Source organism: Agrobacterium sp. SORGH_AS 787 (genome assembly GCF_030819035.1).
In the GTDB taxonomy this organism is placed as follows: Bacteria; Pseudomonadota; Alphaproteobacteria; order Rhizobiales; family Rhizobiaceae; genus Agrobacterium; species Agrobacterium larrymoorei_B.
On the sequence record NZ_JAUTBG010000002.1, the window covers coordinates 1,570,236 to 1,595,011 of the forward strand.

The window sequence follows — 24,776 nt, forward strand, 5'->3', positions numbered from 1 at the left end:
ATGACCATTCTCCGTCTGGATCATGTCCAACTGGCAATGCCTGAAGGCGGGGAGCAAAGGGCGCGCCCTTTCTATGCGGACCTTCTCGGTCTCGAAGAGGTTGAGAAGCCTGCCAATCTGGCAGGGCGTGGCGGATGCTGGTTTGCGCTTGGCGAGGTTCGCGTGCATCTCGGCGTCGCGGCCGATTTCGTTGCCGCCGCCAAGGCCCATCCTGCTTTTGTCGTCGATGATCTTGCAGAGCTTCGAAAAAGACTTGAAACCGCAGGCTGCCATGTGGTTGAGGATGAGCCGCTGGAAGGGTATCACCGCTTCTACGTGTATGATCCCTTTGGAAACCGCATCGAGATGATGCAACCGCTCGAACCGTGACGAAAAGTACTGCTTCATGCCCTTGATCGACATGCCGGAATTTTCCGGAGAGTTGCTGGACGAGTTTGCGGCGCGCAAGACGATGCGGGTCAACACGCCTGTCATCCAGCCTGCCGCGCCGTTCCTTGATATGGCTGGCGAGGATTTGCGCCGTCGTATTTTCCTGACCGAAAGTGAGACTGGCGAGAGCCTGTGCCTCCGGCCGGAATTCACCATTCCTGTCTGCCTTCGCCATATCGAAACGGCAACTGGCACGCCGAAGCGTTACGCCTATCTGGGCGAAGTGTTTCGTCAACGCCGCGAGGGCGGAAACGAATTCTATCAGGCCGGTATCGAAGATCTGGGCGATGGCGATGTCGCCGCTGCCGATGCGCGCGCGATTGGCGACGCTTTTGGTATTCTGAACCGGTTGCTTCCAGGGCAGACGCTTTCCGCTCGTTTGGGCGATCAGAAGGTCTTCGAGGCTGTGATTGCCGCGCTCGGCCTGCCGCTTGGCTGGCAGAAGCGTCTGGTGCAAGCCTTTGGCGATATGGCGCAGCTCGATGCGCTGCTGGAAAGCCTTGTCAGCCCCAAGCCGATGACCGGGCTCGATGCCCGCGTGGCGGGACTGCTCGCGACCGGTGAGGAAAAGGTTCTGGTCGATTATATCGACAGCGTCATGCAGGAGACCGGCTACTCCACCAATGCCAGCCGCTCCCCGCAGGAAATTGCGCGCCGTCTTCGCGAGAAGCTGGCACTTGCCGCCACCCGTCTGCCGGACGACAGTTTCCAATTGCTGAAGCAGTTTCTCAGCCTTCAGGCACCGTTGTCCGAGGCATCGAAAACGCTTTCCGACTTTGCCGAAAAAGCAAAGCTGAAGCTTGGGCGCGCCATTTCCGATTTCGACGCCCGCGTAGCGGCCCTTGGCAATGGTGGTGTTGATCTTAGCACTGTCACCTATGGTGCTGCTTTTGGCCGCCCCCTGGATTACTATACCGGCCTCGTCTTCGAAATCACCCAAAAGGGGCAGACGGCAGTGCTCGCGGGCGGCGGACGTTTCGACCGTCTGATGACGTTACTAGGCGCCACCGACACCATTCCTGCCGTCGGCTTCTCGCTCTGGCTGGACCGTATCGAAGCTGCGAGGGCCGCTGCATGACCATCACCATAGCGCTGCCCTCCAAGGGTCGTATGAAAGATGATTCATCCGCCATTCTCGAGCGTGCCGGGTTGAAGATCACCGCGATCGGCAGCGATCGCTCTTATCGCGGCCGGGTCGAGGGGCGAGACGATATCGAGATTGCCTATCTGTCGGCGTCCGAGATCGCGCGCGAGATCGGCAATGGAACCGTCGACTTCGGCGTGACGGGTGAAGATCTCGTGCGCGAAGATCTGAGCAATGTCGATACACGCGTGGAGTTCTGCGCCCGCCTCGGCTTCGGCCATGCGGATGTGGTGGTGGCCGTGCCGGAAATCTGGCTCGATGTTGACAGCATGGCCGATCTTGGCGATGTCGCTTCGGAGTTTCGCGCCCGCCACGGTCGGCGGCTGGCCATTGCCACCAAGTACTGGCGGCTGACACAGCAGTTCTTCTCTCGCCAGCACGGCATTCAACTCTATCGCATCGTCGAAAGCCTCGGTGCAACAGAGGGCGCTCCGGCGGCGGGTCAGGCAGATATCATTGTCGATATCACCTCCACCGGTTCGACGCTGAAGGCCAACCACCTGAAAATCCTCACGGACGGCATCATTTTGAAATCTGAAGCCTGCTTTGTGCGGGCCCGCAAGGCAGAGCATGAGGGCGACGTTGTCGTCAAAGAGATCGTCTCGCGCGTCAAGTCGGCGCTTGGCTGAAGCCATATTTTGTCTATGCTGCGCTCCTAATAGAGGAGGGTGTCATGCGCATCACAGGCCAGTGCCATTGCGGTAACGTTCAATATGAAGCAGAAGCCGATCCGGAACAGGTGGTGATTTGCCACTGCACGGATTGCCAGCGTTTGACCGGCTCGCCCTACCGCGTGACGTTGCGGGCGAAGCGTCAAGACATTCGCCTTGCCGGTGCAGAGCCGACGCTTTATCGAAAGAAGGCGGAGAACGGTAATATCCGTTTGATGCATTTCTGCGGTGACTGTGGCACGCCGCTCTTCAGCAGTGCAGAGCATGAGACTGGCACCTGGGGCATCCGTTGGGGCTCGATCAATGAACGGGCCGCGTTGGAGCCGCGTGCACAGATCTGGGCGCGCTCCAAGGCCACGTGGGTCGATCATATCGACGCCATCCCCTCCTATCCCAAAGAACGCACATGAAGAAAAAGCCGCCGGATCGCTCCGACGGCTTTTTTGGATCAGCTTAACTCAAGCGTGGGCGAGCTTCGGGCCGCGCATCGCGTCGACCGAGTACGCACCGGCGCCAAAGGCTCCGAGAAGGATATAGGCGCCAGCCAGCGTGATGTTCTTCATCAGCATGATGCCATTCAGCGTGTTGATCCAGCCGAGAGCCGCATCCGGCCAGCCAGGAACGGCAACGGTGCCACTATGGAAGACAAGGCCGGTAAACACGCAGAAGGCGGCAAGCGCAAAGGCAGCAATCTTCGTCTGGAAGCCGACGAGAACGGCAAGGCCGGTGACCAGTTCGAACAGGCCAGCGAGGTAGGCAAGCGCAGTGGCAGCCGGGAAGCCTGCGCCGGTGATCATGCCAGCGGTGCCGGCAGGGTCCATCAGCTTGCCAAAGCCGGAATAGACGAAGATGAAAGAAAGAAGGATACGTGCGACGAGCACGAGAGCGTTCTGACTGCTGGACATTCGATGTCTCCGTTAAAGGCTTTCGTTCAAGCCGTTGAGTGAACTCTGGAGACAGTTCTGGCGGATTTTTTAAATTGACGAAAGATAAACGCACGAAGACTGTTCGTCTTCAAAAAGTGAACAATTGGAAATGGATCTGAAGCGCTAAAGACGTTTGCTTAAGCGTGGAGCGAGGCGAGAACACAACAGGATAAGGGGAAAGAAGATGAGGATCGTCAGAGGCACTATCGACCATGTCGATCCATGGGCGCGTTTGCGCACAGCGCTCTGGCCGGATGGCTCCGTCGAGCGACATCGCGAGGATGTCGTTCAGACCTTTCTAAAGGGAGCCGATAAGACCGTCGCCTTTCTCAGTGAAAGCGAGGGGGGCGAGATCGTTGGATTTGCCGAAGGGAGTTTGCGCAGCGATTATGTCAACGGCTGCGAGTCTTCGCCTGTCGTCTTCCTCGAAGGCATCTATGTCTTGTCCTCGCACAGGCAGATGGGGATCGCCAGGCTGCTCTGCGATGCGATCGGTATATGGGGCAGGTCCCGCGGATGTTCGGAGTTCGCCTCCGACGCCCCGCTTGATAATGAGGTGAGCCGAAAGTTTCACGCCGCTCTCGGTTTTGCGGAGACACAACGCGTGGTCTTTTTTCGCAAGGATATTGAGGCCTGATGCAGCCGAAGTTAAGCGATCAATCGTGGCCCTTTATTGCTGAGCTTTATGGGTAAAATCACAAGTTTTTCGGTTTTCCGATCTTGAACCATGCCTTGGCGATCTTGCCGCGAGCGACCTGGTAGAGACACACAACATCGACTTCACCACGTCCTTCCGGAAAATTCCGCGTCACCGTCTCGTGGTCGATGACCATGTCTTCAAGAACGATACGCGCGAGCAGTCGCCCATGAAGATCTGGCTCTTTGAAGCGCTCGACGTGGCGCTCCCGAATTTCTTGAGAATTGCTCGCCAAGAGCGTTGATGGGAAAGCAAAGTACTGACAGTCGTCAGCCCACCACCGCATGAATTCATCGATGTCCCGGGCGTTATAGGCCTCGAGCTGTTTCTGCACCGGAAGTTCGACGGTACTGTTCAAGGGACACCTGTTCCACATGCTCGCATCGGAGGCGACGCTTTATTCGACCTCTTTGTTTAGCGGTAGGCACGTTCCAAGATCAAGCAGACTTAGAGTGTTGCTGCCGATGGACGGCTTGCGATGCTTGGAATGAGCTGAGGGCAACCTGATCGCGCGACTGTGGATGCCCCAAACAAAAAGGGCGATCCGAAGATCACCCTTTCGTATTCCAGAGGGGAATGGACTGATTAGAAGTCCATGCCACCCATGCCGCCGCCTGGCATTGCAGGCATTGCGGATTCCTTCTTCGGCAGCTCGGCAATCATGGCTTCCGTGGTGATCAGCAGCGAAGCAACCGAAGCTGCGTTCTGCAGAGCCGTGCGGACAACCTTGACCGGGTCGACGATACCCATGGCGATCATGTCGCCATATTCTCCGGTCTGAGCGTTGTAACCGAAGTTGTCGTCAGCCTTGTCGAGAACCTTGCCAACAACGATCGAAGCTTCGTCACCGGCATTGTCTGCGATCTGGCGAACCAGCGACTGCAGAGCGCGGCGAACGATGTTGATGCCAGCTTCCTGGTCGTCGTTCACACCCTTGACGGTGATCTTCTGAGCGGAACGAAGCAGAGCGGTACCACCGCCAGCAACGATGCCTTCCTGAACAGCAGCGCGAGTTGCGTTCAGAGCGTCGTCGATACGGTCCTTGCGCTCCTTCACTTCAACTTCCGTTGCACCGCCGACGCGGATGACGGCAACGCCACCAGCGAGCTTGGCAAGGCGTTCCTGCAGCTTTTCGCGGTCGTAATCGGAAGAGGTCTCTTCGATCTGAGCCTTGATCTGGGCAACGCGGCCTTCGATGTCGGTCTTCTGGCCGGAGCCGTCAACGATCGTGGTGTTTTCCTTGGAGATGGAAACCTTCTTGGCCTTGCCGAGCATGTCGAGGGTAACATTTTCGAGCTTGATGCCGAGGTCTTCGGAGATCACCGTACCACCGGTCAGGATCGCGATGTCTTCCAGCATGGCCTTGCGGCGGTCGCCGAAGCCAGGAGCCTTGACGGCAGCGATCTTGAGGCCGCCACGCAGCTTGTTGACGACGAGCGTTGCAAGAGCTTCGCCTTCGACGTCTTCAGCGATGATGACGAGCGGCTTGCCGGTCTGAACGACAGCTTCGAGAACCGGAAGCATGGCCTGCAGGTTGGAGAGCTTCTTCTCGTGAAGGAGAATGTAAGCGTCTTCCAGATCAGCAACCATCTTTTCAGGGTTGGTTACGAAGTAAGGCGACAGGTAGCCGCGGTCGAACTGCATGCCTTCGACGACTTCGAGTTCGGTTTCAGCAGTCTTGGCTTCTTCGACGGTGATGACGCCTTCGTTGCCGACCTTCTGCATGGCTTCCGCGATGTCGCGGCCAACCTGCGTGTCGCCGTTAGCGGAGATCGTACCAACCTGAGCAACTTCCTCAGAGGTGTTGATCTTCTTTGCCTTGGCCTGCAGGTCCTTGACGACTTCAGCAACGGCCAGATCGATACCGCGCTTCAGGTCCATCGGGTTCATGCCGGCGGCAACAGCCTTCTGGCCTTCGCGAACGATCGCCTGGGCAAGAACGGTTGCAGTCGTGGTGCCGTCACCAGCGATGTCGTTGGTCTTCGAAGCAACTTCGCGGACCATCTGTGCGCCCATGTTCTCGAACTTGTCTTCCAGTTCGATTTCCTTGGCGACGGAAACGCCGTCCTTGGTGATGCGCGGTGCGCCGAAGGACTTGTCGATAACAACGTTACGACCCTTCGGGCCGAGCGTGACCTTCACTGCGTCAGCGAGAACGTCGACGCCCTTGAGCATCTTTTCGCGCGCCGAGCGGCCGAATTTTACTTCTTTGGCTGCCATGTTTCAAAACTCCTGGTTTCGAATGACCGGAACAATGTCCGGCTTCAGATTACGGAAATGCGGAAGGCGGCTAAATCAGCCGATAATGCCCATAATGTCGGCTTCCTTCATGATGAGAAGGTCTTCGCCGTCGAGCTTGACTTCCGTGCCGGACCACTTGCCGAACAGGATGCGGTCGCCGACCTTGACGTCGAGAGCGACGATCTTGCCAGACTCGTCACGTGCGCCGGAGCCGACGGCGACGATTTCGCCTTCCTGCGGCTTTTCCTTGGCGGTATCAGGAATGATGATGCCGCCCTTGGTCTTAGCTTCAGACTCAACGCGACGAACGACGACGCGGTCGTGCAGTGGGCGGAAATTGGTGCTTGCCATTGTCTATTCCCTCGATCAAATGACATTCGCGGATCGGATACGATCACGCTTGGATTAATGTTAGCACTCTCATTTGCCGAGTGCTAGCGAGAGTGAGATAAGCAGGGCGTCAGGGACTGTCAAGAACGGCCTGTCGGAAAAATTTCACGTAAAATGGTTACTGCGGTTGCATGACAGATTTTTTATGCCGTGAACCATCCTGCATCCATCCGACCTTGTCCGAGCTCTTTTTGGTTTTCGGCCGCGTCGGCCTTTTGAGCTTTGGCGGACCAGCCGGGCAGATTGGCATGATGCACCGCGTGCTGGTCGATGAGAAACGCTGGCTCTCCGAGGAGCGCTTCCTGCACGCGCTCAATTACTGCATGCTTCTTCCCGGACCGGAGGCGCAGCAACTGGCAACCTATGCCGGATGGCTGCTGCATGGCAGACGAGGCGGCATCATTGCCGGTACACTCTTCATCCTGCCCGGCTTTCTCGTCATCGTGGCGCTCGCAGCGGCTTATGCGCTCTATCAGGATACACACTGGCTCCCCGCACTCCTCTTCGGGCTGAAGGCGGGCGTGCTTGCCATCGTCATCGAAGCGTTGCTGCGGGTGGGGAAGCGTGCCTTGAAGAGCCGCTTCCTCGTCGGTGTTGCGGCTGCCGCCTTCATAGCCCTGTTCTTTTTCGCCATTCCCTTTCCGCTCGTTATTCTCGCCGCTGGTGTTGCTGGCTTTCTCAAAGCGCGGGGAGGACCTTCGGTAAAACCTGACGAGGGCAGCAAGTCGCCATCTCTTCTGCGCCAACTCCGAGGCGTCTTGGTCGGCATTCTGATTTGGCAGATGCCGTTCCTGCTATGCTGGCTTGTGGCGGCGCCGAGTTCACTCTTGGAATTGCAGGAGTTCTTCTCACGGCTCGCGGTCGTCACCTTTGGTGGCGCCTATGCGGTTCTTGCCTATGTGGCGCAGGTTGCGGTGGAAACCCATGGCTGGATGACGGCAAGCGAGATGCTGGATGGCCTGGCGCTCGCCGAGGCGACACCTGGACCGCTCGTTCTGGTCCTTTCCTATATCGGCTTTCTTGCAGCCTTCCGGCATCCGGGCATGCTCGATCCCATGCTGGCCGGCGTACTGGGGGCAAGCATTGCCGCCTGGGCAACCTTCGTTCCGAGCTTCATCTTCATTTTTCTCGGCGCGCCCTATGTCGAGCGTTTGAAAGACAATGCGGCTTTGTCCGGCGCCCTGTCTGCTATTACCGGCGCTGTCGTGGGCGTCATCCTCAATCTTTCAGTCTGGTTCGGCCTGCATGTGCTTTTCGGAAAAGTCGATCGGGTTGAACTGCTTCCCCAGATCAATTTCGGCATGTCACTGCCGGACTGGAGCACGCTTGACCTCGTATCGCTTGCGCTCTTCGTGGTCTCGGCCATCATGCTGTTTCGCCTGAAACTCGGCATGGTGCCAGTTCTTTGCGTCTGTGTCGCGGCGGGTTTCATCAGGCTTTGGCTCGGTTGAGCCACCAGCGATTGGCCCTGGCCTGTTGTCTTTTTCGCTTGCCATCGCAACCGGCCTTTGCGATGTCACGAGCTTGAAAATGATAGAAAGAGTTGGAAGATTCATGGCGCACCGCATTGCCACCCTTGGCGACATCACCTCCCAGTTCGATGTCATTCTCTCCGATGTGTGGGGGGTGCTGCACAATGGTGTAACCGCTTTCCCTGCGGCCGGTGTCGCATTGGCCGAGGCGCGTAAGAACGGCAAGACTGTCGTTCTCATCACCAATTCCCCGCGTCCGGCTGTCGGCGTCATTCCTCAGCTGCGCGCGCTCGGCGTGCCAGATGAGGCCTATGACCGCATCGTCACGTCGGGCGACGTGACGCGGGAACTGATAGCCGAAGGACCGAAGAAGGTCTTCCTGCTCGGCCCCGAACGAGATATGCCCCTATTCGATGGTCTCGACGTTACAGTCGTCGGTGAAAGCGACGCGGAAGCTGTTGTCTGCACCGGTTTCTTCGATGATGAGACTGAAACGCCGGAAGATTATACCGAGATGCTGAAGGGCTTCGTCGCCCGTTCCGCACCCATGATCTGCGCCAATCCGGACCTTGTGGTCGAGCGCGGCGAACGCATCATCCCCTGTGCAGGCGCGATGGCGGTTTATTTCGAGCAGCTGGGCGGCGAAGTCCGTATTGCCGGCAAGCCGCATGCGCCGATCTACGAGGCCTGCTTTGCCGCGGCAAAGGACGTGCGCGGCGAGTTCAGCAAGGACCGCGTTCTGGCAATCGGCGACGGCATGCCGACCGACGTCAAAGGCGCCATCTCCGCCGGTCTCGATCTCCTCTATATCAGCGGCGGTATCCACGCGGCTGAATACACCTTGAATGGCGAGATCGATGAAGCGCTGCTCAACAGCTACCTGAAGAGCCAGAATGCAGCACCCGGCTGGTGGATGCCGCGTCTGGCCTAGAAAGTCTCCAATGACCGTGTTCCATCGCAACGAGAAGAAAGAACCGCTCCCGGATGCATTGAAGGGTGGCGTGGTCGCCATCGGCAATTTCGATGGTGTTCATCGCGGCCATCGCGCCGTTCTGGATCAGGCGCTGGAGCTTGCAAGATCGCGCGGCGTCGCCGCTCTCGCTCTGACATTCGAGCCGCATCCGCGCACCGTCTTCCGGCCGGAGACGCCGGTCTTTCGCCTGACGCCAGCGCCCTTGAAAGCGCGCATTCTCGAGGCGGAGGGGTTTCAGTCTGTCATCGAATATCCCTTTGACAGGACATTCTCGCAGCGCTCGGCAGAAGACTTCGTGAAGTCCATTCTGGTCGACTGGTTGGGTGCGGGCGGTGTCGTTACCGGCGTCGATTTCCACTTCGGCAAGGGTCGTGAGGGCGGTCCGGCCTTTCTGATGCAGGCAGGCAAGCGCCACGGCTTCGATGTGACCTTGGTGGATTCCTTTCGGGATGAGGGTGCAGAGGTGATTTCCTCAAGCCGTATTCGCGAGTGCCTGGCTGAGGGCGATGTGGCGGGGGCCGCGGGGCTGCTTGGCTATCGCTTCACCGTGGAGGCGGAGGTCATCGGCGGACAGCAACTCGGTCGCACGCTCGGCTACCCGACAGCCAATATGGCACTTGCGCCGGAAACCGAACTGAAACCCGGCATCTATGCGGTGCGGTTCAGGGAGGCGAATGGGACGCTTCACGATGGTGTCGCAAGCTTCGGCTACCGGCCAACCGTGACGGATGATGGTGCAGCACTTCTCGAAACCTTCGTCTTCGATTTCAGCGGCGATCTTTACGGCCAAGTCTGTTCGGTGTCCTTCTTCGGCCACTTGCGCGACGAGCTGAAATTCGATGGACTGGAGGCGCTTGTCGCGCAGATCAGGCAGGACGAAGAAGAGGCGAGGGCGCTTCTTGCCGGTGTGACGCCGCTCAGCGACGTGGATGCCAAGATTACTTTTTGAGCGGGCGAGCTGCGCTTTGCGATCTATTCCCTTTTCAAACAGGCTGAAACGTCCTAAACAACCGCCCATGAACCAATTTCGGTCGACGTTCATATCCCGAATTATTGGCCCGGCCTTCCGCCCGCTCTGAGAGCCGGAAGGTCCGGGATTTTGGCGCTTGTCTCAAGCATGTCGTCCTGACATGCGTCAGACGATCCAAGCGCCTTCGCTAAGCCCTCTTTTTTGTTGAGACGGCGCGAGCCTCATTCGGCGCCGCGATAATGGTACGATCATGAACGACACCGCAGAAAAAATCGATTATTCCGCAACACTTTACCTGCCGCAGACGGATTTCCCCATGCGCGCCGGACTGCCGCAGAAAGAGCCGGAGCTGGTCAAGCGCTGGCAACAGATGGACCTCTACAAGAAGCTGCGTGCCTCCGCCGCTGGCCGTGAGAAGTTCGTGCTGCATGATGGCCCTCCTTACGCAAACGGCAACATCCATATCGGCCATGCGCTGAACAAGATCCTGAAGGATGTGATCACCCGTTCTTTCCAGATGCGCGGTTACGACTCCAACTACGTTCCGGGTTGGGATTGCCACGGCCTGCCGATCGAATGGAAGATCGAGGAAGCCTATCGCGCCAAGGGCAAGAACAAGGACGAGGTCCCGATCAACGAATTCCGCAAGGAATGCCGTGACTTTGCCGCCGGTTGGATCAAGGTTCAGTCGGAGGAGTTCAAGCGCCTCGGCATCGAAGGCGATTTCGACAATCCCTACACCACGATGAACTTCCACGCCGAAGCGCGCATCGCTGGCGAGCTGTTGAAGATCGCCAAGAGCGGCCAGCTCTATCGCGGCTCTAAACCCGTCATGTGGTCGGTCGTCGAGCGCACGGCGCTGGCGGAAGCGGAAGTCGAGTATCACGATGTCGAAAGCGATACGATCTGGGTGAAATTCCCGGTCGTCGAGGGTTCGGCTGAGCTCGCAGGCGCTTCGATCGTCATCTGGACCACAACGCCATGGACGATCCCGGGTAACCGCGCGATCTCCTTCTCGTCGCGCATCCAGTATGGCCTTTATGAAGTCACGGCTGCTGCCAATGATTTTGGTCCGCAGCCGGGCGAGAAGCTTGTCTTCGCCGACAAGCTTGCGGCGGAATGCTTTGCCAAGGCAAAGCTGGAGTTCAAGCGCCTGCGGGACGTTTCGTCTGACGAACTCGGAAATGTTGTCTGCGCCCATCCGCTGGCCGGTCTCGGTTACGACTTCAAGGTGCCGCTGCTCGATGGCGAACACGTCACCGACGATGCCGGTACGGGCTTCGTGCATACCGCGCCGAGCCACGGTCGCGAGGACTTCGACGCATGGATGGCAAATGGACGTCAGCTGGAAGCGCGTGGAATCTCGGCGAAAATTCCTTTCACCGTCGGCGACGATGGCTTCTACACGGAAGATGCCCCCGGCTTCGGCCCCTCGGCAGAGGGCGGCGCTGCCCGCGTGATGGACGATAACGGCAAAAAGGGCGATGCCAATGAGCGCGTCATCAAGGCGCTGATTGCCGCCAATAACCTGTTTGCCCGTGGACGCCTGAAGCATAGCTATCCGCATAGCTGGCGCTCCAAGAAGCCCGTTATCTTCCGCAACACACCGCAATGGTTCGTCTATATGGACAAGGAATTGGGCGATGGCACCACGCTGCGCTCAAGAGCCCTGTCTGCAATTGACGACACACGCTTCGTCCCGGCCGGTGGTCAGAACCGCCTGCGCGCCATGATCGAAAACCGTCCGGACTGGGTTCTGTCGCGTCAGCGCGCCTGGGGCGTTCCGATCGCCGTCTTTGCTGATGACAAGGGCGAGGTGCTTGTGGACGAAGCCGTCAACGCCCGTATCCTTGATGCTTTCGAAGCCGAAGGTGCCGATGCCTGGTTCGCCGAAGGCGCCAAGGAGCGCTTCTTGGGCAAAGACCATGACCACGCCAAGTGGCATCAGGTCATGGACATTCTCGATGTCTGGTTCGACTCGGGCTCCAGCCATACCTTCACGCTCGAAGACCGCCCGGACCTGAAATGGCCCGCGGACGTCTATCTCGAAGGCTCAGACCAGCATCGCGGCTGGTTCCATTCGTCGCTGCTGGAAAGCTGCGCGACGCGTGGCCGTGCGCCTTACAACGCCGTCGTCACCCATGGCTTCACCATGGATGAGAAGGGCGAGAAGATGTCGAAGTCCAAGGGTAACGTCGTTGCGCCTCAGGATGTGATGAAGGATGCAGGCGCCGATATCCTGCGCCTTTGGGTCATGACCACCGATTACTGGGACGACCAGCGTCTCGGCAAGGCGATCATCCAGACCAATGTCGATGCCTATCGCAAACTGCGCAACACCATCCGCTGGATGCTCGGCACGCTCGCGCACGACAAGGGCGAGGAGATCGCCTATGCCGATCTGCCGGAACTGGAAAAGCTTGTCCTGCATCGCCTGAGCGAACTCGATAAGGTCGTGCGCGAAGGATATGACAGCTTCGAGTTCAAGAAGATCGCCCGCGCGCTGGTGGATTTCTCCAACGTCGAGCTCTCGGCCTTCTACTTCGATATCCGCAAGGATGCGCTCTACTGCGATGCGCCGTCTTCATTGAAGCGCCGCTCGGCGCTTTACGTGATCGCCAAGCTTTTCGATTGCCTCGTGACATGGCTGGCACCGATGCTGCCTTTCACCACGGAAGAAGCCTGGCTGTCGCGCCATCCGAACGCCGAGTCTGTTCATCTCGAACAGTTCCCGACGATCCCGGCAGAGTGGCACAGCCCTGCCGTCGATGCCAAGTGGGAGAAGATCCGCAAGGTTCGTACGGTGGTGACCGGCGCGCTGGAAGTCGAGCGTCGCGAAAAGCGCATCGGCTCCTCGCTGGAGGCGGCGCCTGTGGTTCACGTTGCCGATCCGGATCTGATGGCAGCACTTGACGGTCAGGACTTTGCAGAAATCTGCATCACCTCGGCAATCTCCGTTGTCGCTGGTGAAGGTCCGGCCGATGCATTCCGCCTCGGCGAGGTGCAGAAAGTGGCAGTCGAGCAGAAGCTGGCGGAAGGGCAAAAATGTGCCCGCTCCTGGCGGATCACGACCGATGTCGGCTCCGACCCGCGATACCCTGACGTGTCGGCCCGTGACGCGGCAGCGCTGCGCGAACTTGGTGTTGGTGTCTAACATCAGTGCTTAAGAAAATGGCCGGATGAATTGCGCTTTTGCCGTTCATCCGGTAAACCTGCCTGAAAATGGTCGGAATTACGCATCAAGGGGTGCATCCGGTCGTCGGGACATCCGCGCGCGCATAAGAAGATCAGGGTGATTTTCGGGAAGCGTACCGCGTGGTTTTAATATGTAGAGCGTCTGTTTTGCGTCATTCGTGCCGCGCGGCGTTCTGGGCGGAAGGGTTTCATGAGCATGACGCAGAGTTTTCGCATGTATCGCACCGTGGCAGGCATTTCCTTCGCCTGCCTGGCGCTGAGCGCGTGCACCAGCCCGACCTATGGTACGGGCAAGTCTGCAAGCGAACAGCTCCTGGACGATCTTGGCAACGCGACCTCGATTACCGGCGACCAGACCAAGCGGAATGTGAAGTACAATCCGCGCCCCGGTCTCGTCGTACCGGCCCAGGCCCGCGCAGAGCAACTGGCCCAGCCCCAACAGAGCCTTGCCAACCGCGAGACCAATCCGCAGTGGCCGGAAACGCCGGAAGAGGCACGTGAGCGTCTTCGTGCGGAAGCTGAGGCCAACAAAGACAACCCGAACTATCGCTCGCCGCTCTTGGCTGGCAATGGCACCAACGGCCAGATGACGGAAACCCAGAAGTGGGAAGCCTTCCGCAAGGCCAAGGCCGATGCGCAGGGCGGTACCGTGGTCAACACCAATACGCGCAAATATCTGACCGATCCTCCAGTCGAGTATCGCAATGTTTCTCAGGACGAGCTGGCCGATCTCGGTGAGCCGGAACTGAAGAAGGAAAAAGAACGCAAGAAGAAAGCTGCTCTAGCCGGAACCGGCAAAAGCTGGTGGAACCCCTTCCAGTAATCCCACCGAGGTTCATCTTACAAACGCGACGCCTCTGACGTCGCGTTTTTGTTTTCGGTTTCTTTGCATACGGAGTTTGTCGTGACGCTGCTGATCAGGGACGCGGTTGCCGCTGATGCGCCCACCATTTTGCGCTTCATTCGCGAGTTGGCGATTTATGAGAATGCCGAGCACGAGGTTAAGGCCACGGTCGAAAGCATCACGGCCTCCATTTTCGGTGAGGGCTCCGTGACCTCAGCGCTGATCTGCGAACGCGATGGCCAGCCCATCGGCTTTGCCGTCTGGTTTCTCACCTATTCCACCTGGCTATCTAGGAACGGTCTTTATCTGGAAGACCTCTATGTGACGCCGGATGCGCGTGGCTCCGGCGCCGGGAAGGCGCTGTTGAAGCGGCTGGCAGCGATTGCTGTTGAAAAGGGCTGTGGCCGCTTCGAGTGGAGCGTTCTGGATTGGAATGAGCCGGCCATCCGCGTCTATCAAGCCATTGGCGCTGAAGCGCAGGACGAATGGGTGCGCTACCGTCTTTCAGGCGACGCTCTGAAGGCTTTTGCTGCCGAGGCCTGATTCTCAGCCTATTCAGTCGCGCTTGGTTTGAAAGAAGGCCCGCAGGATCTCGGCGCTCTCGATCTCGGCAAGGCCGGAATAGACCTCCGGTGCGTGATGACAGGTCGACTGGCTGTAGAAGCGAACGCCGCTCTCCACGCCGCCGCCCTTAGGGTCGTTCGCGCCGTAATAAAGCCGGCGGATGCGGGCAAACGAGATCGCCGCAGCACACATGGTGCAAGGCTCGAGCGTGACGTAAAGATCGGCGCCGGGCAGCCGCTCCTGGCCAAGCTCTTCACAGGCCATGCGGATCACGGCGATTTCGGCATGGGCCGTCACATCGTTCAATTCCCGTGTGCGGTTACCGGAACGGGCGATCACGCGGCCATCATAAACGAGCACGGCACCGATGGGTACTTCGCCACGGGCACCCGCTGCCTGCGCTTCTTCAAGCGCAATGTCCATGAAATGCGTCGTTTCCGCCATGCTTCGTGCAATTTCCTCTTAACCGTCGCCGCGTGACCTGATAGGACACGGCAAACAACAGGCAAACAACAAATGACATTCAAAGACAAGCCGAAGCGCGCCGGTGGCAAGACATTCGACCGTGACAGGAAGCCGAAATCATCGGGCAAGCCGTCAGCCGACGCGTCAGGCGCGCGTGAAAAGAAGCCTTTCAGGGAAAAGCCGGAAGCCGCGACCGTGGTAGAAACGGTCGCTTCCAAGCCAGAGCGCATTTCCAAGATCATGGCGCGCGCAGGCGTGGCCTCGCGCCGCGATGTCGAGCGCATGATCATGGAAGGCCGCGTGTCTTTGAATGGCGTCAAGCTGGACAGCCCGGTCGTCAATGCGACGCTCGATGACAAGATCGAAGTCGATGGCGTCCCGATCCGTGGCGCAGAGCGCACCCGCCTGTGGCTCTATCACAAGCCTGCGGGCCTCGTGACCACCAACTCCGATCCCGAAGGCCGTCCGACGGTCTTCGACAACCTGCCGAAGGAATTGCCGCGCGTTCTCTCGATCGGCCGTCTCGACATCAACACCGAAGGCCTGCTGCTGCTGACCAATGATGGCGGCCTGTCCCGTGTGCTTGAGTTGCCGACCACCGGCTGGCTGCGCCGCTACCGCGTCCGCGCCCATGGCGAGGTCGATCAGGCAGCTCTCGATAAGCTGAAGGACGGCATTGCCGTCGACGGCGTGCTCTACGGCGCGATCGATGCGACGCTCGACCGCACGCAAGGCCACAATGTCTGGATCAGCATGGGCCTTCGCGAAGGCAAGAACCGCGAAATCAAGAACGTGCTCGGCGCGCTTGGCCTTGAAGTCAACCGTCTGATCCGTGTGTCCTACGGACCGTTCCAGCTGGGCGACCTGCCGGAAGGCCAGGTTATCGAGGTCCGCGGTCGCATGCTGCGCGACCAGTTGGGTCCGCGCCTCATAGAGGCTGCTGGCGCCAACTTCGATGCGCCGATCTATGATCACAAGTCCGAAGAAGATGAGGACGAAGCGCCTGCGAAACCAGCGAAGCCCGAGTGGGGCAAGCAGGACCAGGCCGTGCGCCGGTCCCGCGACGGTGACGAACGTTCCGCTGGTCGCTTCGATGGCAAGCGCTCTGATAAGCCGGCTGGCAAGTTTGGAGCGAAGCCAGGTGCTAAGGCTGGCGGCAAGTTCGCCGGAAAGGGCAGGGACGAAGCAGAGGCCGATGATCGCGGTCCGAAGCGTCCGCCACTTGGCAGCAACCGCACTGCCAATGTCTGGATGGCACCTGGCGCCAAGCCGACCCGCGACGGCAAGTCTCGTAAGCTCTCCGCTCGTGCGGAAGCCGAAAGCGTCTTCAAGCAGCCATCGGCACAGGCCGAGGCTCGCCGCGCTGTCGTGCGCCACGCCGATGATGAGGGCGAATGGATCCGCTCGGATTCGAGCAACGAGGCCGGACGCGATGAAGGTCGCGGTCGTGGCCGCGGTGATCGCTCCTTCGGCGACCGCAAGCCACGCGAAGCGGGCGATCGTCCCTCACGCGGCTCTTTCGGTGATAAGCCACGCGGCGACCGCAAGTTCGGCGACCGCCCCTTTGGCGACCGCAAGCCGCGCGAGGATGGTGAGCGCGGTGATCGCCCCCGCAATGATCGCCCGCGCGGGGAAAGATCCTTTGGCGAGAGAACCGACCGTTCGGATCGTCCAGCCCGTTCGTTCGACGATCGTCCTGCCCGCAGTGAGCGCTCGTTTGGTGATCGCAAGCCGCGTGAGGATGGTGATCGCCCGGCACGCAGCGAGCGCCCCTTCGGCGATAAGCCGCGTGGCGCAAAACCGTTTGGCGGCAAGCCTTCCGGTGGCAAGCCATCAGGCGGCAAATCCGGTTTCGGTAAACCGCGTGGTGAACGCTCCGACGGCGGCAGCGGCGCGAAGGGCTTTGGCGGCAAGGGCGGCAACCGCGGCTCCGGTGGCAAAGGTTCGAGCGGCGGCGGTGGTCGTGGACCGGGTGGCAAGCCCTCTGGCGGTAGACCCTCCGGTCCAAGAGGCGGTTCGCGAGGGAACGGCGCCTAATGCGGATCGTCGGCGGTGAGTTTCGCGGACGCAGTCTGGCCGCGCCCAAATCCAATGCCATCAGACCCACGATCGATCGGACGCGGGAAAGCCTGTTCAATATTTTGAGCCATGCTTACCCCGAAAGCCTCGACGGTACGCGCATTCTCGATGTCTTTGCAGGCACCGGCGCCGTTGGTCTCGAAGCGCTCTCGCGCGGCTGTCGTGTTGCTCTTTTCGTCGAAAACGGCGTCGAGGGCAGGGGGCTGTTGTGGGAGAATATCGATGCGCTCGGTCTTCATGGCCGCGCTCGAATCCTGCGCCGTGACGCAACGAAACTCGGGGGCGTCAACAACATCGAACCCTTCGATCTTCTCTTCGCTGACCCGCCTTATGGTCAGGCCCTAGGTGAAAAGGCCTTCCAGGCCGCCCATCTCGGCGGCTGGCTTGTGCCGGGTGCACTGGCGATTCTGGAAGAACAAGGCGATGTGGCCGTCATGGTTGACACCGCCTTCAAGCCGCTGGAAAGCCGCACCTTCGGCGATACCAAAATGCATTTCTACCGCTACGAGCCCTGAAGCACCATCGTTGACGCGAGGCGAGAGCCGTACGCGTCACTGTCCTGTCGTCTTTATGTCATAGAGCCAGTCCGGGATGACCGTCGCGACGCTTTGCCCAGATGCTTTGCCAAGCCGCTTTGCTCAGGCGCGACTGCATGACAGGAAATGAGGCTGTTCTCGTGGCTGCGAAGAAAAAGAAACTCTCCGACAAAAAGCGTAAGCGCAAAGAGATGCCGCCGGAGAGACGCGATCCCACCTTTGCCGTTGCCTTCGGCGGTGGTGGTGCGCGAGGCATCTGCCACATCAACGTTATCGAGGCGATGGACGAACTTGGCATCCGTCCATGTGCCATTGCCGGTGCGTCTATTGGCGGCATCATGGGTGCAGGCATGGCAGCCGGCATGAGCGGCAAGGAAATCCGCGACTACACTTTGGCCCTGATGGGCAAGAAGGGAAGCGTTGCCAACAAGCTCTGGAGCCTTGGTCCAGCTTCCATGCGCCATGCTGCCTTCGGCTTTCGTTTTGGCCAGTTCAATCTCGAACTCATTCTCGATGCGCTTCTGCCTTCTGCGCTGCCGCGCGATTTTGCCGAACTCGGTGTTCCGTTGAAGGTAATCGCAACCGACTATTACGCCCAGATGGAAGTCATCTGCCAGGACGGCGATCTGCGCCAGGCGCTCGCTGCATCGGCGGCTATTCCCGCTCTCTTCATGCCGATCCGCATGAATGATCGCATTATGATCGATGGCGGCATCTTCAATCCAGTTCCTTACGAGCATCTTCTCGACGATGCCGATATCGTCATCGCTGTCGATGTCGTGGGTGGACCCGAGGGCGATGGCACCACCATGCCAAGCCGGATCGAAAGCCTTTTCGGTGCCAGCCAGTTGATGATGCAATCTGCTATCGGACTGAAGCTGCGCATGCGCCCGCCGCATATTTTTCTGCGCCCGCCGGTCAACCGTTTCCGTGTGCTGGATTTCCTCAAGGCTCATGAAGTTCTAGCCGAATCGGATGGTATCAAGGACGACCTGAAGCGGCAGATCGACATGCAGATCGAGCTGTTTCACCGAGGGCGTGGCCTGGATATCTAAACGCTTCTGCTCAAATGCAGGTGAAATGGCGCTTTGACCTTGATGCGGCAAAAGCTCGGCCATAAATGAAGGTCAACGAAAGGCCCGCCTCATGTCCTCAGAAATCGATTCTTCCAAGCTTCTTGACCGCGCAAGCGAACTCGTCACTCTCGCCAAGCGCGCCGGTGCCGATGAGGCGGATGCGGTGATCGTGCGCTCCCGTTCGCAGTCGGTGGGCGTCAGGCTTGGAAAGGTCGAAAGCACGGAATCCTCCGAGAGCGATGATTTCTCGTTGCGTGTCTTTGTCGGAAAGCGGGTTGCAAGTGTTTCGGCCAATCCGGGTTTCGACCTGAAGACGCTTGCCGAGCGCGCCGTTGCGATGGCCAAGGTTTCGCCCGAAGATCCCTTTGCGTGTCTTGCCGACAAGGAGCGTCTTGCGACCTCCTATGACGACCTTCAATTGTTCGATCCAACAGAGGTGTCCACCGACCAGCTTCGTGATGCGGCACTGGCAGCAGAAGAAGCAGCGCTTGCGGTGAAGGGCGTGTCGAATTCCTCTGGAGCCGGTGCCTCCAGCGGCATGGGTGGCCTTGTTCTCGTCACCTCTCATGGCTTTTCCGGCAGCTATATGGGCAGCCGTTTCGGTCGCTCGGTCAGCGTCATTGCTGGTGAAGGCACGAAGATGGAGCGCGACTACGATTACGACAGCCGTCTTTACTTCGCCGATCTCGATGCGCCGGAAGAGATTGGACGCCGCGCCGGGGAAAGGGTCGTCAGACGCGTCAACCCAAGGCAGGTCGATACCGGCAGCAATATCACGGTCGTGTTCGACCCTCGTATTGCGCGCGGCTTCGTCGGCTCGATTGCGGGCGCGATCAATGGTGCGTCGGTGGCGCGCAAGACCAGCTTCCTGCGTGACAAGATGGGCCAGCAGGTGCTGAAAAAAGGCTTGTCCATCACTGATGATCCGCAGATCGTCCGTGGCCCATCCTCGCGCCCGTTCGATGGCGAGGGCGTGCGCGGTGAAAAGCTGGTGATGATCGAGGACGGTGTCTTGAACCACTGGTTCCTCTCTACCTCCACGGCCCGGGAGATCGGCCTTGAAACCAATGGTCGCGGCGTGCGCGGTGGCACCTCCGTGTCGCCCGCATCCACCAACCTGGCGCTGGAGCCTGGCGACATCTCGCCGGAAGACCTGATCCGTCAAGTTGGCACGGGCTTCTACGTCACCGAACTGATCGGCCACGGCGCCAACATGATCACCGGTGAATATAGCTGTGGTGCAAGCGGTTTCTGGATCGAGAATGGCGAAACTTCTTTCGCCGTTTCCGAGGTGACGATCGCGTCCAACCTCAAGGATATGTTCATGCGCGTCACGCCTGCAAATGACCTAGACAGGAAATATGGTGTGGCAGCACCCACGCTTGCCATCGAAGGCATGACGATAGCGGGACGCTGAAATCGCCATTCGGCGGTTGCTTTCGCATCTTCCCCATGCGCATGTGAAAGCACAATTGGAAATGTGCGACACGCGCAGAACGGCAGTATGATCATTGATACCTCTGGAGCCGATTGGCGCTCCGATCTGGACCTTGTTTTGAATGCCTCGCGAGAGGCAGGACAGGCGGCCCTTCAGTATTTCCGCAAGGACCCTGAGGTCTGGTGGAAGGATGGCGGTCGCTCGCCGGTGAGTACCGCTGATTATGCTGCCAATGACATTCTCGAAAGACTGCTCCGCTCGTCCCGCCCGGATTATGGCTGGCTATCGGAAGAAACCACCGATGATGAAAAGCGCCTGTCGTGCGACACGCTCTTCGTCGTCGATCCGATCGATGGCACCCGCGCCTTCATCAACGGCAAGGATACGTGGTGCGTCAGTGTTGCGGTGGTTCACAAAGGCAGACCGGTGGTCGCGGCTCTGGTGGCGCCAGCCTTGGGTGAGGAGTTCACAGCGTTTCAGGGCGCTGAGGCTGTAAAGAATGGTGAGGTGCTTCACATCACCGAGACGGCCGGCGGACCGATCGAGCTTGCTGCTCCCGAGGAAGTGATTGCGCGCCTGCCATTAGACTTCAAACCCTTGGTTCGGCGTATCCCGCATGTGCCCTCTCTTGCCTACCGCCTTGCCATGGTGGCCGACGGAAGGATAGACGGGACGCTGGTTCTCCCAAATTCGCATGACTGGGATCTCGCAGCCGCCGACTTGATCTTGCAGCAGGCGGGCGGTCAGCTGGTCGATCTCGACGGCAAGCCATTGATATACAACCGGGCGCAGGTCAAACATGGCGCTCTTTGCGCTGCCGCGAACCACATCTTGCCGACCCTGTTGATGCAGCTTGGACGATCGGCCAGAGGTTGATTTTTACGGTAAAATCCAGCAGATGAAGGCTTGCTTGAAGGCCTTTGAGAAGAAAGAAGAGACGACAGGACATGACCGAAGCGAACACCAAGAAACAGCTCCTTCACCTCGTATTTGGCGGCGAACTCGACAATCTCCAGGATGTACAGTTTCGCGATCTGAACGCACTCGATATCGTCGGCATTTTCCCCGACTATGCAACTGCACTCAGCGCCTGGAAGTCAAAGGCACAACAGACGGTCGATAATGCCCACATGCGCTATTTCATAGTGCATATGCATCGTCTTTTGGACCCTCAGAGCAAATAACGTCTTTCCTCCCATTTATTCTCTACTATAATTCGTTGTGCATATTGGTAGTGCGTCTCCCTTGGGGCGATGCACAACATATTGGGTGTTAAGCGACATTTTTCTGCCTTGACCCGATCATAACAAAAAAGACGCATTTTCATCAGACATAGCCGGCGACGTTAACGGGGGAAAAGCATTGCGCAAAGTGATCGAGGGCAGCATCGTATGAACAGCCGGATCGCACGTTTCGCCCTGTCGGGTTATAGAATGGCGGGCATGGCTGCCTATCCTTTCGCCCGGCCTTACCTGTCCTATCGAGCAGCGAAAGGCAAAGAGGATAAACACCGGCGGCTTGAACGTTTCGGCTATCCGAGTGCGGAGCGCCCACGCGGCCCGCTGGTCTGGTTTCATGCGGCAAGCGTGGGCGAAACCCTGGCGATGGTCCCGCTCATCCGCGAAATCCGCAAGCGCGATATCCATGTGCTCTTGACCACCGGCACGGTAACGTCGGCCGATATCAGCCGCACGCGGCTTGGCAATGATGTGATTCATCAATATGTGCCGCTCGACATCAAGATTTGTATCAATCGCTTTCTCACCTATTGGGCGCCCGACGCCGCTATCACCGCTGAATCGGAAATTTGGCCGGTCACGATGATGGAGCTGGAGCGCCGGCACATCCCGCAAATTCGCGTCAATGCCCGCATTTCCGACCGGTCCTTCGACCGGTGGAAGCGCTATTCCGATATCGCCGAAGCGCTCTTCAGCAAGCTGGCGCTTGTCGTCGTCCAGTCGGATGTGGATGCTGAACGTTTCAGAGACCTCGGCTCGTGGCCGGTGATTACCTCCGGAAATCTTAAGGGCGATACCGATCCGCCGCCCTGCGATCCGGCGCAGTTGGACATCTATAAGCGTCAGATCGGCAATCGAAAGACCTGGGCGGCGATCTCCACCTTTGACGGTGAAGAGAAAGCAGCGGCGACCGTTCATGTCGCGATCAAATCCCGCAATGGCCAGTTGACGATCATCGTTCCCCGCCATCCGGAACGTGCGGATGAAATCGAAGCCATGCTGAAGGGCATGAACCTTACGGTCGCGCGCAGAAGCCGCAATGATGTCATCACACCCGAGACCGATATCTTCCTCGGAGACAGCATCGGCGAAATGGGCCTCTACCTGCGTCTAACGGAACTGGCATTTGTTGGCCGATCGCTGATGGCGGAAGGCGGCCAGAACCCGCTGGAGCCTGCCATGCTTGGCTGTGCGGTTCTGTCCGGCGCCCACGTCCAGAATTTCCGCGAAGCCTACCAGAAGCTTCTGCGCTCCGGCGCCGGTCGGATCGTCCGCGATGTCGAGATGCTGGCTAAGGCGGTGCACTACCTGCTGGCCAATGACAATGAGCGCTACAAGATGATCGATGCGGGCGGCCGGGTTATCCAGGACATGCGCGGTGCTCTGTCGTTGACGCTGAAGGCGCTTGAGCCCTACATCAACCCATTGACGGTGTCTGCCAAGCTCCGGCCACGCAGCGCGGTGGGCTGAAGCCTTGGACCATAACAATTCGATGAAGTCCGCCGCCGACATTGCCGCTGTTCTTTTCGATAAGGACGGCACCTTGATTGGCTATGACGCCAGTTGGGGTCCGGTCAACCGCGAACTGGCGGCGATCGCCGCTGAAGGCGATGCAGCGCTTGCAGACCGTCTTCTTCTCGCTTGCGGCATGGACCCGGTCACCGGCCATGTGAAACCCGACAGCTTGCTGGCGGCAGGCAATACGGCGGAAATCGCCGCTGGCTTGATAGCAGCCGGATCGCCTTGCGCCTTGCAGCCTTTGACGGAGCGGCTTGATCGGCTGTTTACCGACGCGGCGAGCAAGTCCGTAGCGGTCACGGACCTGAAAGTTTTCTTCGGAAAGCTGAAGGACAGAGGGTATAGGCTCGGTGTCGCCTCTAGCGACAACGAAGCCTCCATTCGGGAACTGGCAAAGCGCTTCGGCTTCGATGTCTATCTCGATTTCGTCGCGGGTTATGATAGCGGCCATGGCGCGAAGCCGCAGGCGGGCATGGTTCTTGGTTTTTGCCAGGCGACCGGCCTGAAGCCAGAGCAAGTGGCGGTCGTCGGCGACAACAATCACGATCTGCATATGGGACGCAATGCGGGGGCGGGGTTGCGCATCGGCGTGCTTACCGGCACCGGATCGCGTGAGAGCCTCGCGGCCGATGGCGATTATTGTTTCGATGACATCACGGGTCTCGAAGCTTTGCTGCCGGAGCGCGCTTCTGTCTGATTTCGGACGATTGTCCCGCCATCGTCACATTGTCGCATGTCCATGTCGCAAAAGCGCTGGACACTTCTGCGCGACATGCTTTAGCTCTCGCTACCATAAAATGTAATTGGGGGTCATAAGGCCAATGGTTTCGGAAGCGCCGCCCTTCTGGTGGAGAAAAGCTGGCTGGGAAGCCTGGGCTCTTAGCCCATTTTCCTATCTCTATGGCCGGGTGGCGGGCCACCGCATGAAAACGGCACGGCGAGCCTCGCTTCCCGTTCCGGTCATCTGCATCGGCAACTTCACCGTGGGCGGTGCGGGCAAAACGCCGACGGCGATCGCCATTGCACGCGCAGCACTCGACAAGGGGTTGAAGCCCGGCTTCCTCAGCCGCGGCTATGGCGGCACGCTGGACGTCACGACGCTGGTCGATCCGGATCATCATCGCTCTGCTGCGGTGGGTGACGAACCGCTCCTGCTTGCGCGCGAGGCGACGACGGTGATTTCGCGCAAACGCGTCGAGGGTGCCGAACGCCTCGTCAAAGAAGGCGTCGATCTCATCATCATGGATGACGGTTTTCAAAGCGCCAGGTTGACGCTCGACTACGCCTTGGTTGTCATCGATACGCGGCGGGGAATTGGCAACGGGCATCTTGTGCCGGGCGGTCCGGTGCGCGCCCCTTTGGCCGAACAGATGCGCCAAGCCACCGCTATTTTGAAGGTGGGCGACGGAAATGCTGCGGATGCGATTATCCGAACGGCAGCCCGCGCGGCGAAACCGGTCTTCGTCGCCTCGACCGAGCCGCGCCCGCTGCCCGGCTTTGCCGGACAACGTGTTCTGGCTTTCGCTGGTATTGCCGATCCCAGCAAATTCTATCGCACCGTCGAGTCCCTCGGCGCTGAGATCGTCATCGAACGGTCATTCCCCGATCATCATCAGTTCAGCGAGGACGAGCTTGCCGATATGGTGGAGGAAGCGAGGAAGCTCGATCTCCTGCCGGTAACGACGGCAAAAGATGCCGTGCGCCTCGCGGGCCTCCCCGGACAAGCGGCCGAACTTCTCTGGAGCAGTCGGGTTGTTGAGATCGATATGATCTTCGATGATCCGATGGCGGCTTCGGCGATGATCGATATGGCATTTGAAAACTGCCGGACGCGGCGTCTTTCGCCGCAATAGATCGATAACCTTGTCCCGCGCCTCGGCGGGACAAAGGAACAATCGGCCGTTGCAACT

The 24,776-nt window shown here is 59.1% G+C and carries 25 protein-coding genes; 20 read left to right on the forward strand and 5 right to left on the reverse strand.

What is annotated here, in order from left to right:
* The 4 genes from QE435_RS16770 to QE435_RS16785 are packed head-to-tail and all read left to right on the forward strand — an operon-like array spanning position 1 to position 2,654.
* Complete coding sequence (locus tag QE435_RS16770) at positions 1–369, forward strand: VOC family protein (protein ID WP_349042055.1); 369 nt, start codon at positions 1–3, stop codon at positions 367–369.
* A gap of 16 nt (positions 370–385) precedes the next feature.
* The gene (locus QE435_RS16775; protein WP_309772477.1) at positions 386–1,507 is read left to right on the forward strand and encodes an ATP phosphoribosyltransferase regulatory subunit; all 1,122 of its coding nucleotides are present in this window, start codon (positions 386–388) and stop codon (positions 1,505–1,507) included.
* The gene (gene hisG, locus QE435_RS16780; protein WP_349042056.1) at positions 1,504–2,202 is read left to right on the forward strand and encodes an ATP phosphoribosyltransferase; all 699 of its coding nucleotides are present in this window, start codon (positions 1,504–1,506) and stop codon (positions 2,200–2,202) included. Before QE435_RS16775 ends, hisG begins: the two co-directional genes overlap by 4 nt.
* Before the next feature lie 44 nt (positions 2,203–2,246).
* Entirely contained in the window at positions 2,247–2,654 is a 408-nt protein-coding gene (locus tag QE435_RS16785) for a GFA family protein (RefSeq protein WP_349042057.1), read from the forward strand.
* 48 nt (positions 2,655–2,702) lie between these two features.
* On the opposite strand, the gene QE435_RS16790 is transcribed toward QE435_RS16785, so the two are convergent.
* Positions 2,703–3,149, reverse strand: a complete 447-nt coding sequence (locus QE435_RS16790) for a DoxX family protein (protein WP_306931223.1) — start codon at positions 3,147–3,149, stop codon at positions 2,703–2,705.
* 205 nt (positions 3,150–3,354) lie between these two features.
* Here QE435_RS16790 and aac(6') point away from each other — a divergent pair, with 205 nt between their 5' ends.
* Positions 3,355–3,807 (forward strand): aminoglycoside 6'-N-acetyltransferase, encoded by a 453-nt coding sequence (aac(6'), locus tag QE435_RS16795; protein ID WP_349042058.1) that lies wholly within the window; start codon positions 3,355–3,357, stop codon positions 3,805–3,807.
* A gap of 58 nt (positions 3,808–3,865) precedes the next feature.
* Here aac(6') and QE435_RS16800 read toward each other — a convergent pair whose 3' ends face one another.
* From QE435_RS16800 to groES, 3 genes are all read right to left on the reverse strand, one after another.
* Positions 3,866–4,225 carry a nuclear transport factor 2 family protein gene (locus QE435_RS16800; protein WP_349042059.1) on the reverse strand — a complete coding sequence of 120 codons (360 nt, stop codon included), beginning with the start codon at positions 4,223–4,225 and terminating at the stop codon, positions 3,866–3,868.
* 227 nt (positions 4,226–4,452) lie between these two features.
* The gene (gene groL, locus QE435_RS16805; RefSeq protein WP_296016884.1) at positions 4,453–6,087 is read right to left on the reverse strand and encodes a chaperonin GroEL; all 1,635 of its coding nucleotides are present in this window, start codon (positions 6,085–6,087) and stop codon (positions 4,453–4,455) included.
* 75 nt (positions 6,088–6,162) lie between these two features.
* Positions 6,163–6,459 carry a co-chaperone GroES gene (groES, locus tag QE435_RS16810; RefSeq protein ID WP_062425989.1) on the reverse strand — a complete coding sequence of 99 codons (297 nt, stop codon included), beginning with the start codon at positions 6,457–6,459 and terminating at the stop codon, positions 6,163–6,165.
* Between the two features lie 170 nt (positions 6,460–6,629).
* On the opposite strand from groES, the gene chrA reads away from it, so the two are divergent.
* The 6 genes from chrA (at position 6,630) to QE435_RS16840 (ending at position 14,495) form a co-directional block, all read left to right on the forward strand.
* On the forward strand, positions 6,630–7,949 hold the full coding sequence (gene chrA, locus QE435_RS16815) for a chromate efflux transporter (RefSeq protein ID WP_349042060.1): 1,320 nt from the start codon (positions 6,630–6,632) through the stop codon (positions 7,947–7,949).
* A 103-nt stretch (positions 7,950–8,052) separates the two neighbouring features.
* A complete protein-coding gene (locus QE435_RS16820) occupies positions 8,053–8,901 on the forward strand; it encodes a TIGR01459 family HAD-type hydrolase (protein ID WP_306931234.1) in 849 nt (282 codons plus the stop codon).
* Positions 8,902–8,911: 10 nt separating this feature from the next.
* Positions 8,912–9,892: a bifunctional riboflavin kinase/FAD synthetase gene (locus tag QE435_RS16825; RefSeq protein WP_306931236.1), complete on the forward strand. Its 981-nt coding sequence runs from the start codon at positions 8,912–8,914 to the stop codon at positions 9,890–9,892.
* Positions 9,893–10,163: 271 nt separating this feature from the next.
* The gene (ileS, locus tag QE435_RS16830) at positions 10,164–13,067 is read left to right on the forward strand and encodes an isoleucine--tRNA ligase (RefSeq protein ID WP_349042061.1); all 2,904 of its coding nucleotides are present in this window, start codon (positions 10,164–10,166) and stop codon (positions 13,065–13,067) included.
* A gap of 231 nt (positions 13,068–13,298) precedes the next feature.
* Positions 13,299–13,931 (forward strand): hypothetical protein, encoded by a 633-nt coding sequence (locus tag QE435_RS16835; protein WP_306931240.1) that lies wholly within the window; start codon positions 13,299–13,301, stop codon positions 13,929–13,931.
* 81 nt (positions 13,932–14,012) lie between these two features.
* On the forward strand, positions 14,013–14,495 hold the full coding sequence (locus QE435_RS16840; protein WP_349042062.1) for a GNAT family N-acetyltransferase: 483 nt from the start codon (positions 14,013–14,015) through the stop codon (positions 14,493–14,495).
* A 12-nt stretch (positions 14,496–14,507) separates the two neighbouring features.
* Here the strand turns inward: QE435_RS16840 and QE435_RS16845 are convergent, their stop codons facing one another.
* Complete coding sequence (locus QE435_RS16845; RefSeq protein ID WP_349042063.1) at positions 14,508–14,960, reverse strand: nucleoside deaminase; 453 nt, start codon at positions 14,958–14,960, stop codon at positions 14,508–14,510.
* A gap of 72 nt (positions 14,961–15,032) precedes the next feature.
* On the opposite strand from QE435_RS16845, the gene QE435_RS16850 reads away from it, so the two are divergent.
* The 9 genes from QE435_RS16850 (at position 15,033) to lpxK (ending at position 24,719) form a co-directional block, all read left to right on the forward strand.
* Positions 15,033–17,018, forward strand: coding sequence for a pseudouridine synthase (locus tag QE435_RS16850; protein WP_349042064.1), 1,986 nt, complete (start codon positions 15,033–15,035; stop codon positions 17,016–17,018).
* Positions 17,018–17,575 carry a 16S rRNA (guanine(966)-N(2))-methyltransferase RsmD gene (gene rsmD, locus QE435_RS16855; RefSeq protein ID WP_306931248.1) on the forward strand — a complete coding sequence of 186 codons (558 nt, stop codon included), beginning with the start codon at positions 17,018–17,020 and terminating at the stop codon, positions 17,573–17,575. Before QE435_RS16850 ends, rsmD begins: the two co-directional genes overlap by 1 nt.
* Before the next feature lie 212 nt (positions 17,576–17,787).
* A complete protein-coding gene (locus QE435_RS16860; RefSeq protein ID WP_349042887.1) occupies positions 17,788–18,651 on the forward strand; it encodes a patatin-like phospholipase family protein in 864 nt (287 codons plus the stop codon).
* Between the two features lie 91 nt (positions 18,652–18,742).
* Positions 18,743–20,089, forward strand: coding sequence for a TldD/PmbA family protein (locus tag QE435_RS16865; RefSeq protein ID WP_349042065.1), 1,347 nt, complete (start codon positions 18,743–18,745; stop codon positions 20,087–20,089).
* Positions 20,090–20,179: 90 nt separating this feature from the next.
* On the forward strand, positions 20,180–20,986 hold the full coding sequence (locus QE435_RS16870) for a 3'(2'),5'-bisphosphate nucleotidase CysQ (protein WP_349042888.1): 807 nt from the start codon (positions 20,180–20,182) through the stop codon (positions 20,984–20,986).
* A 71-nt stretch (positions 20,987–21,057) separates the two neighbouring features.
* Positions 21,058–21,294 (forward strand): DUF4170 domain-containing protein, encoded by a 237-nt coding sequence (locus QE435_RS16875; protein WP_306931251.1) that lies wholly within the window; start codon positions 21,058–21,060, stop codon positions 21,292–21,294.
* A gap of 207 nt (positions 21,295–21,501) precedes the next feature.
* Positions 21,502–22,818 (forward strand): lipid IV(A) 3-deoxy-D-manno-octulosonic acid transferase, encoded by a 1,317-nt coding sequence (waaA, locus tag QE435_RS16880; protein WP_349042066.1) that lies wholly within the window; start codon positions 21,502–21,504, stop codon positions 22,816–22,818.
* Between the two features lie 22 nt (positions 22,819–22,840).
* Positions 22,841–23,563, forward strand: coding sequence for an HAD family hydrolase (locus tag QE435_RS16885; RefSeq protein WP_349042889.1), 723 nt, complete (start codon positions 22,841–22,843; stop codon positions 23,561–23,563).
* Positions 23,564–23,687: 124 nt separating this feature from the next.
* Positions 23,688–24,719: a tetraacyldisaccharide 4'-kinase gene (gene lpxK, locus QE435_RS16890; RefSeq protein ID WP_349042067.1), complete on the forward strand. Its 1,032-nt coding sequence runs from the start codon at positions 23,688–23,690 to the stop codon at positions 24,717–24,719.
* Positions 24,720–24,776: the final 57 nt, after the last annotated feature.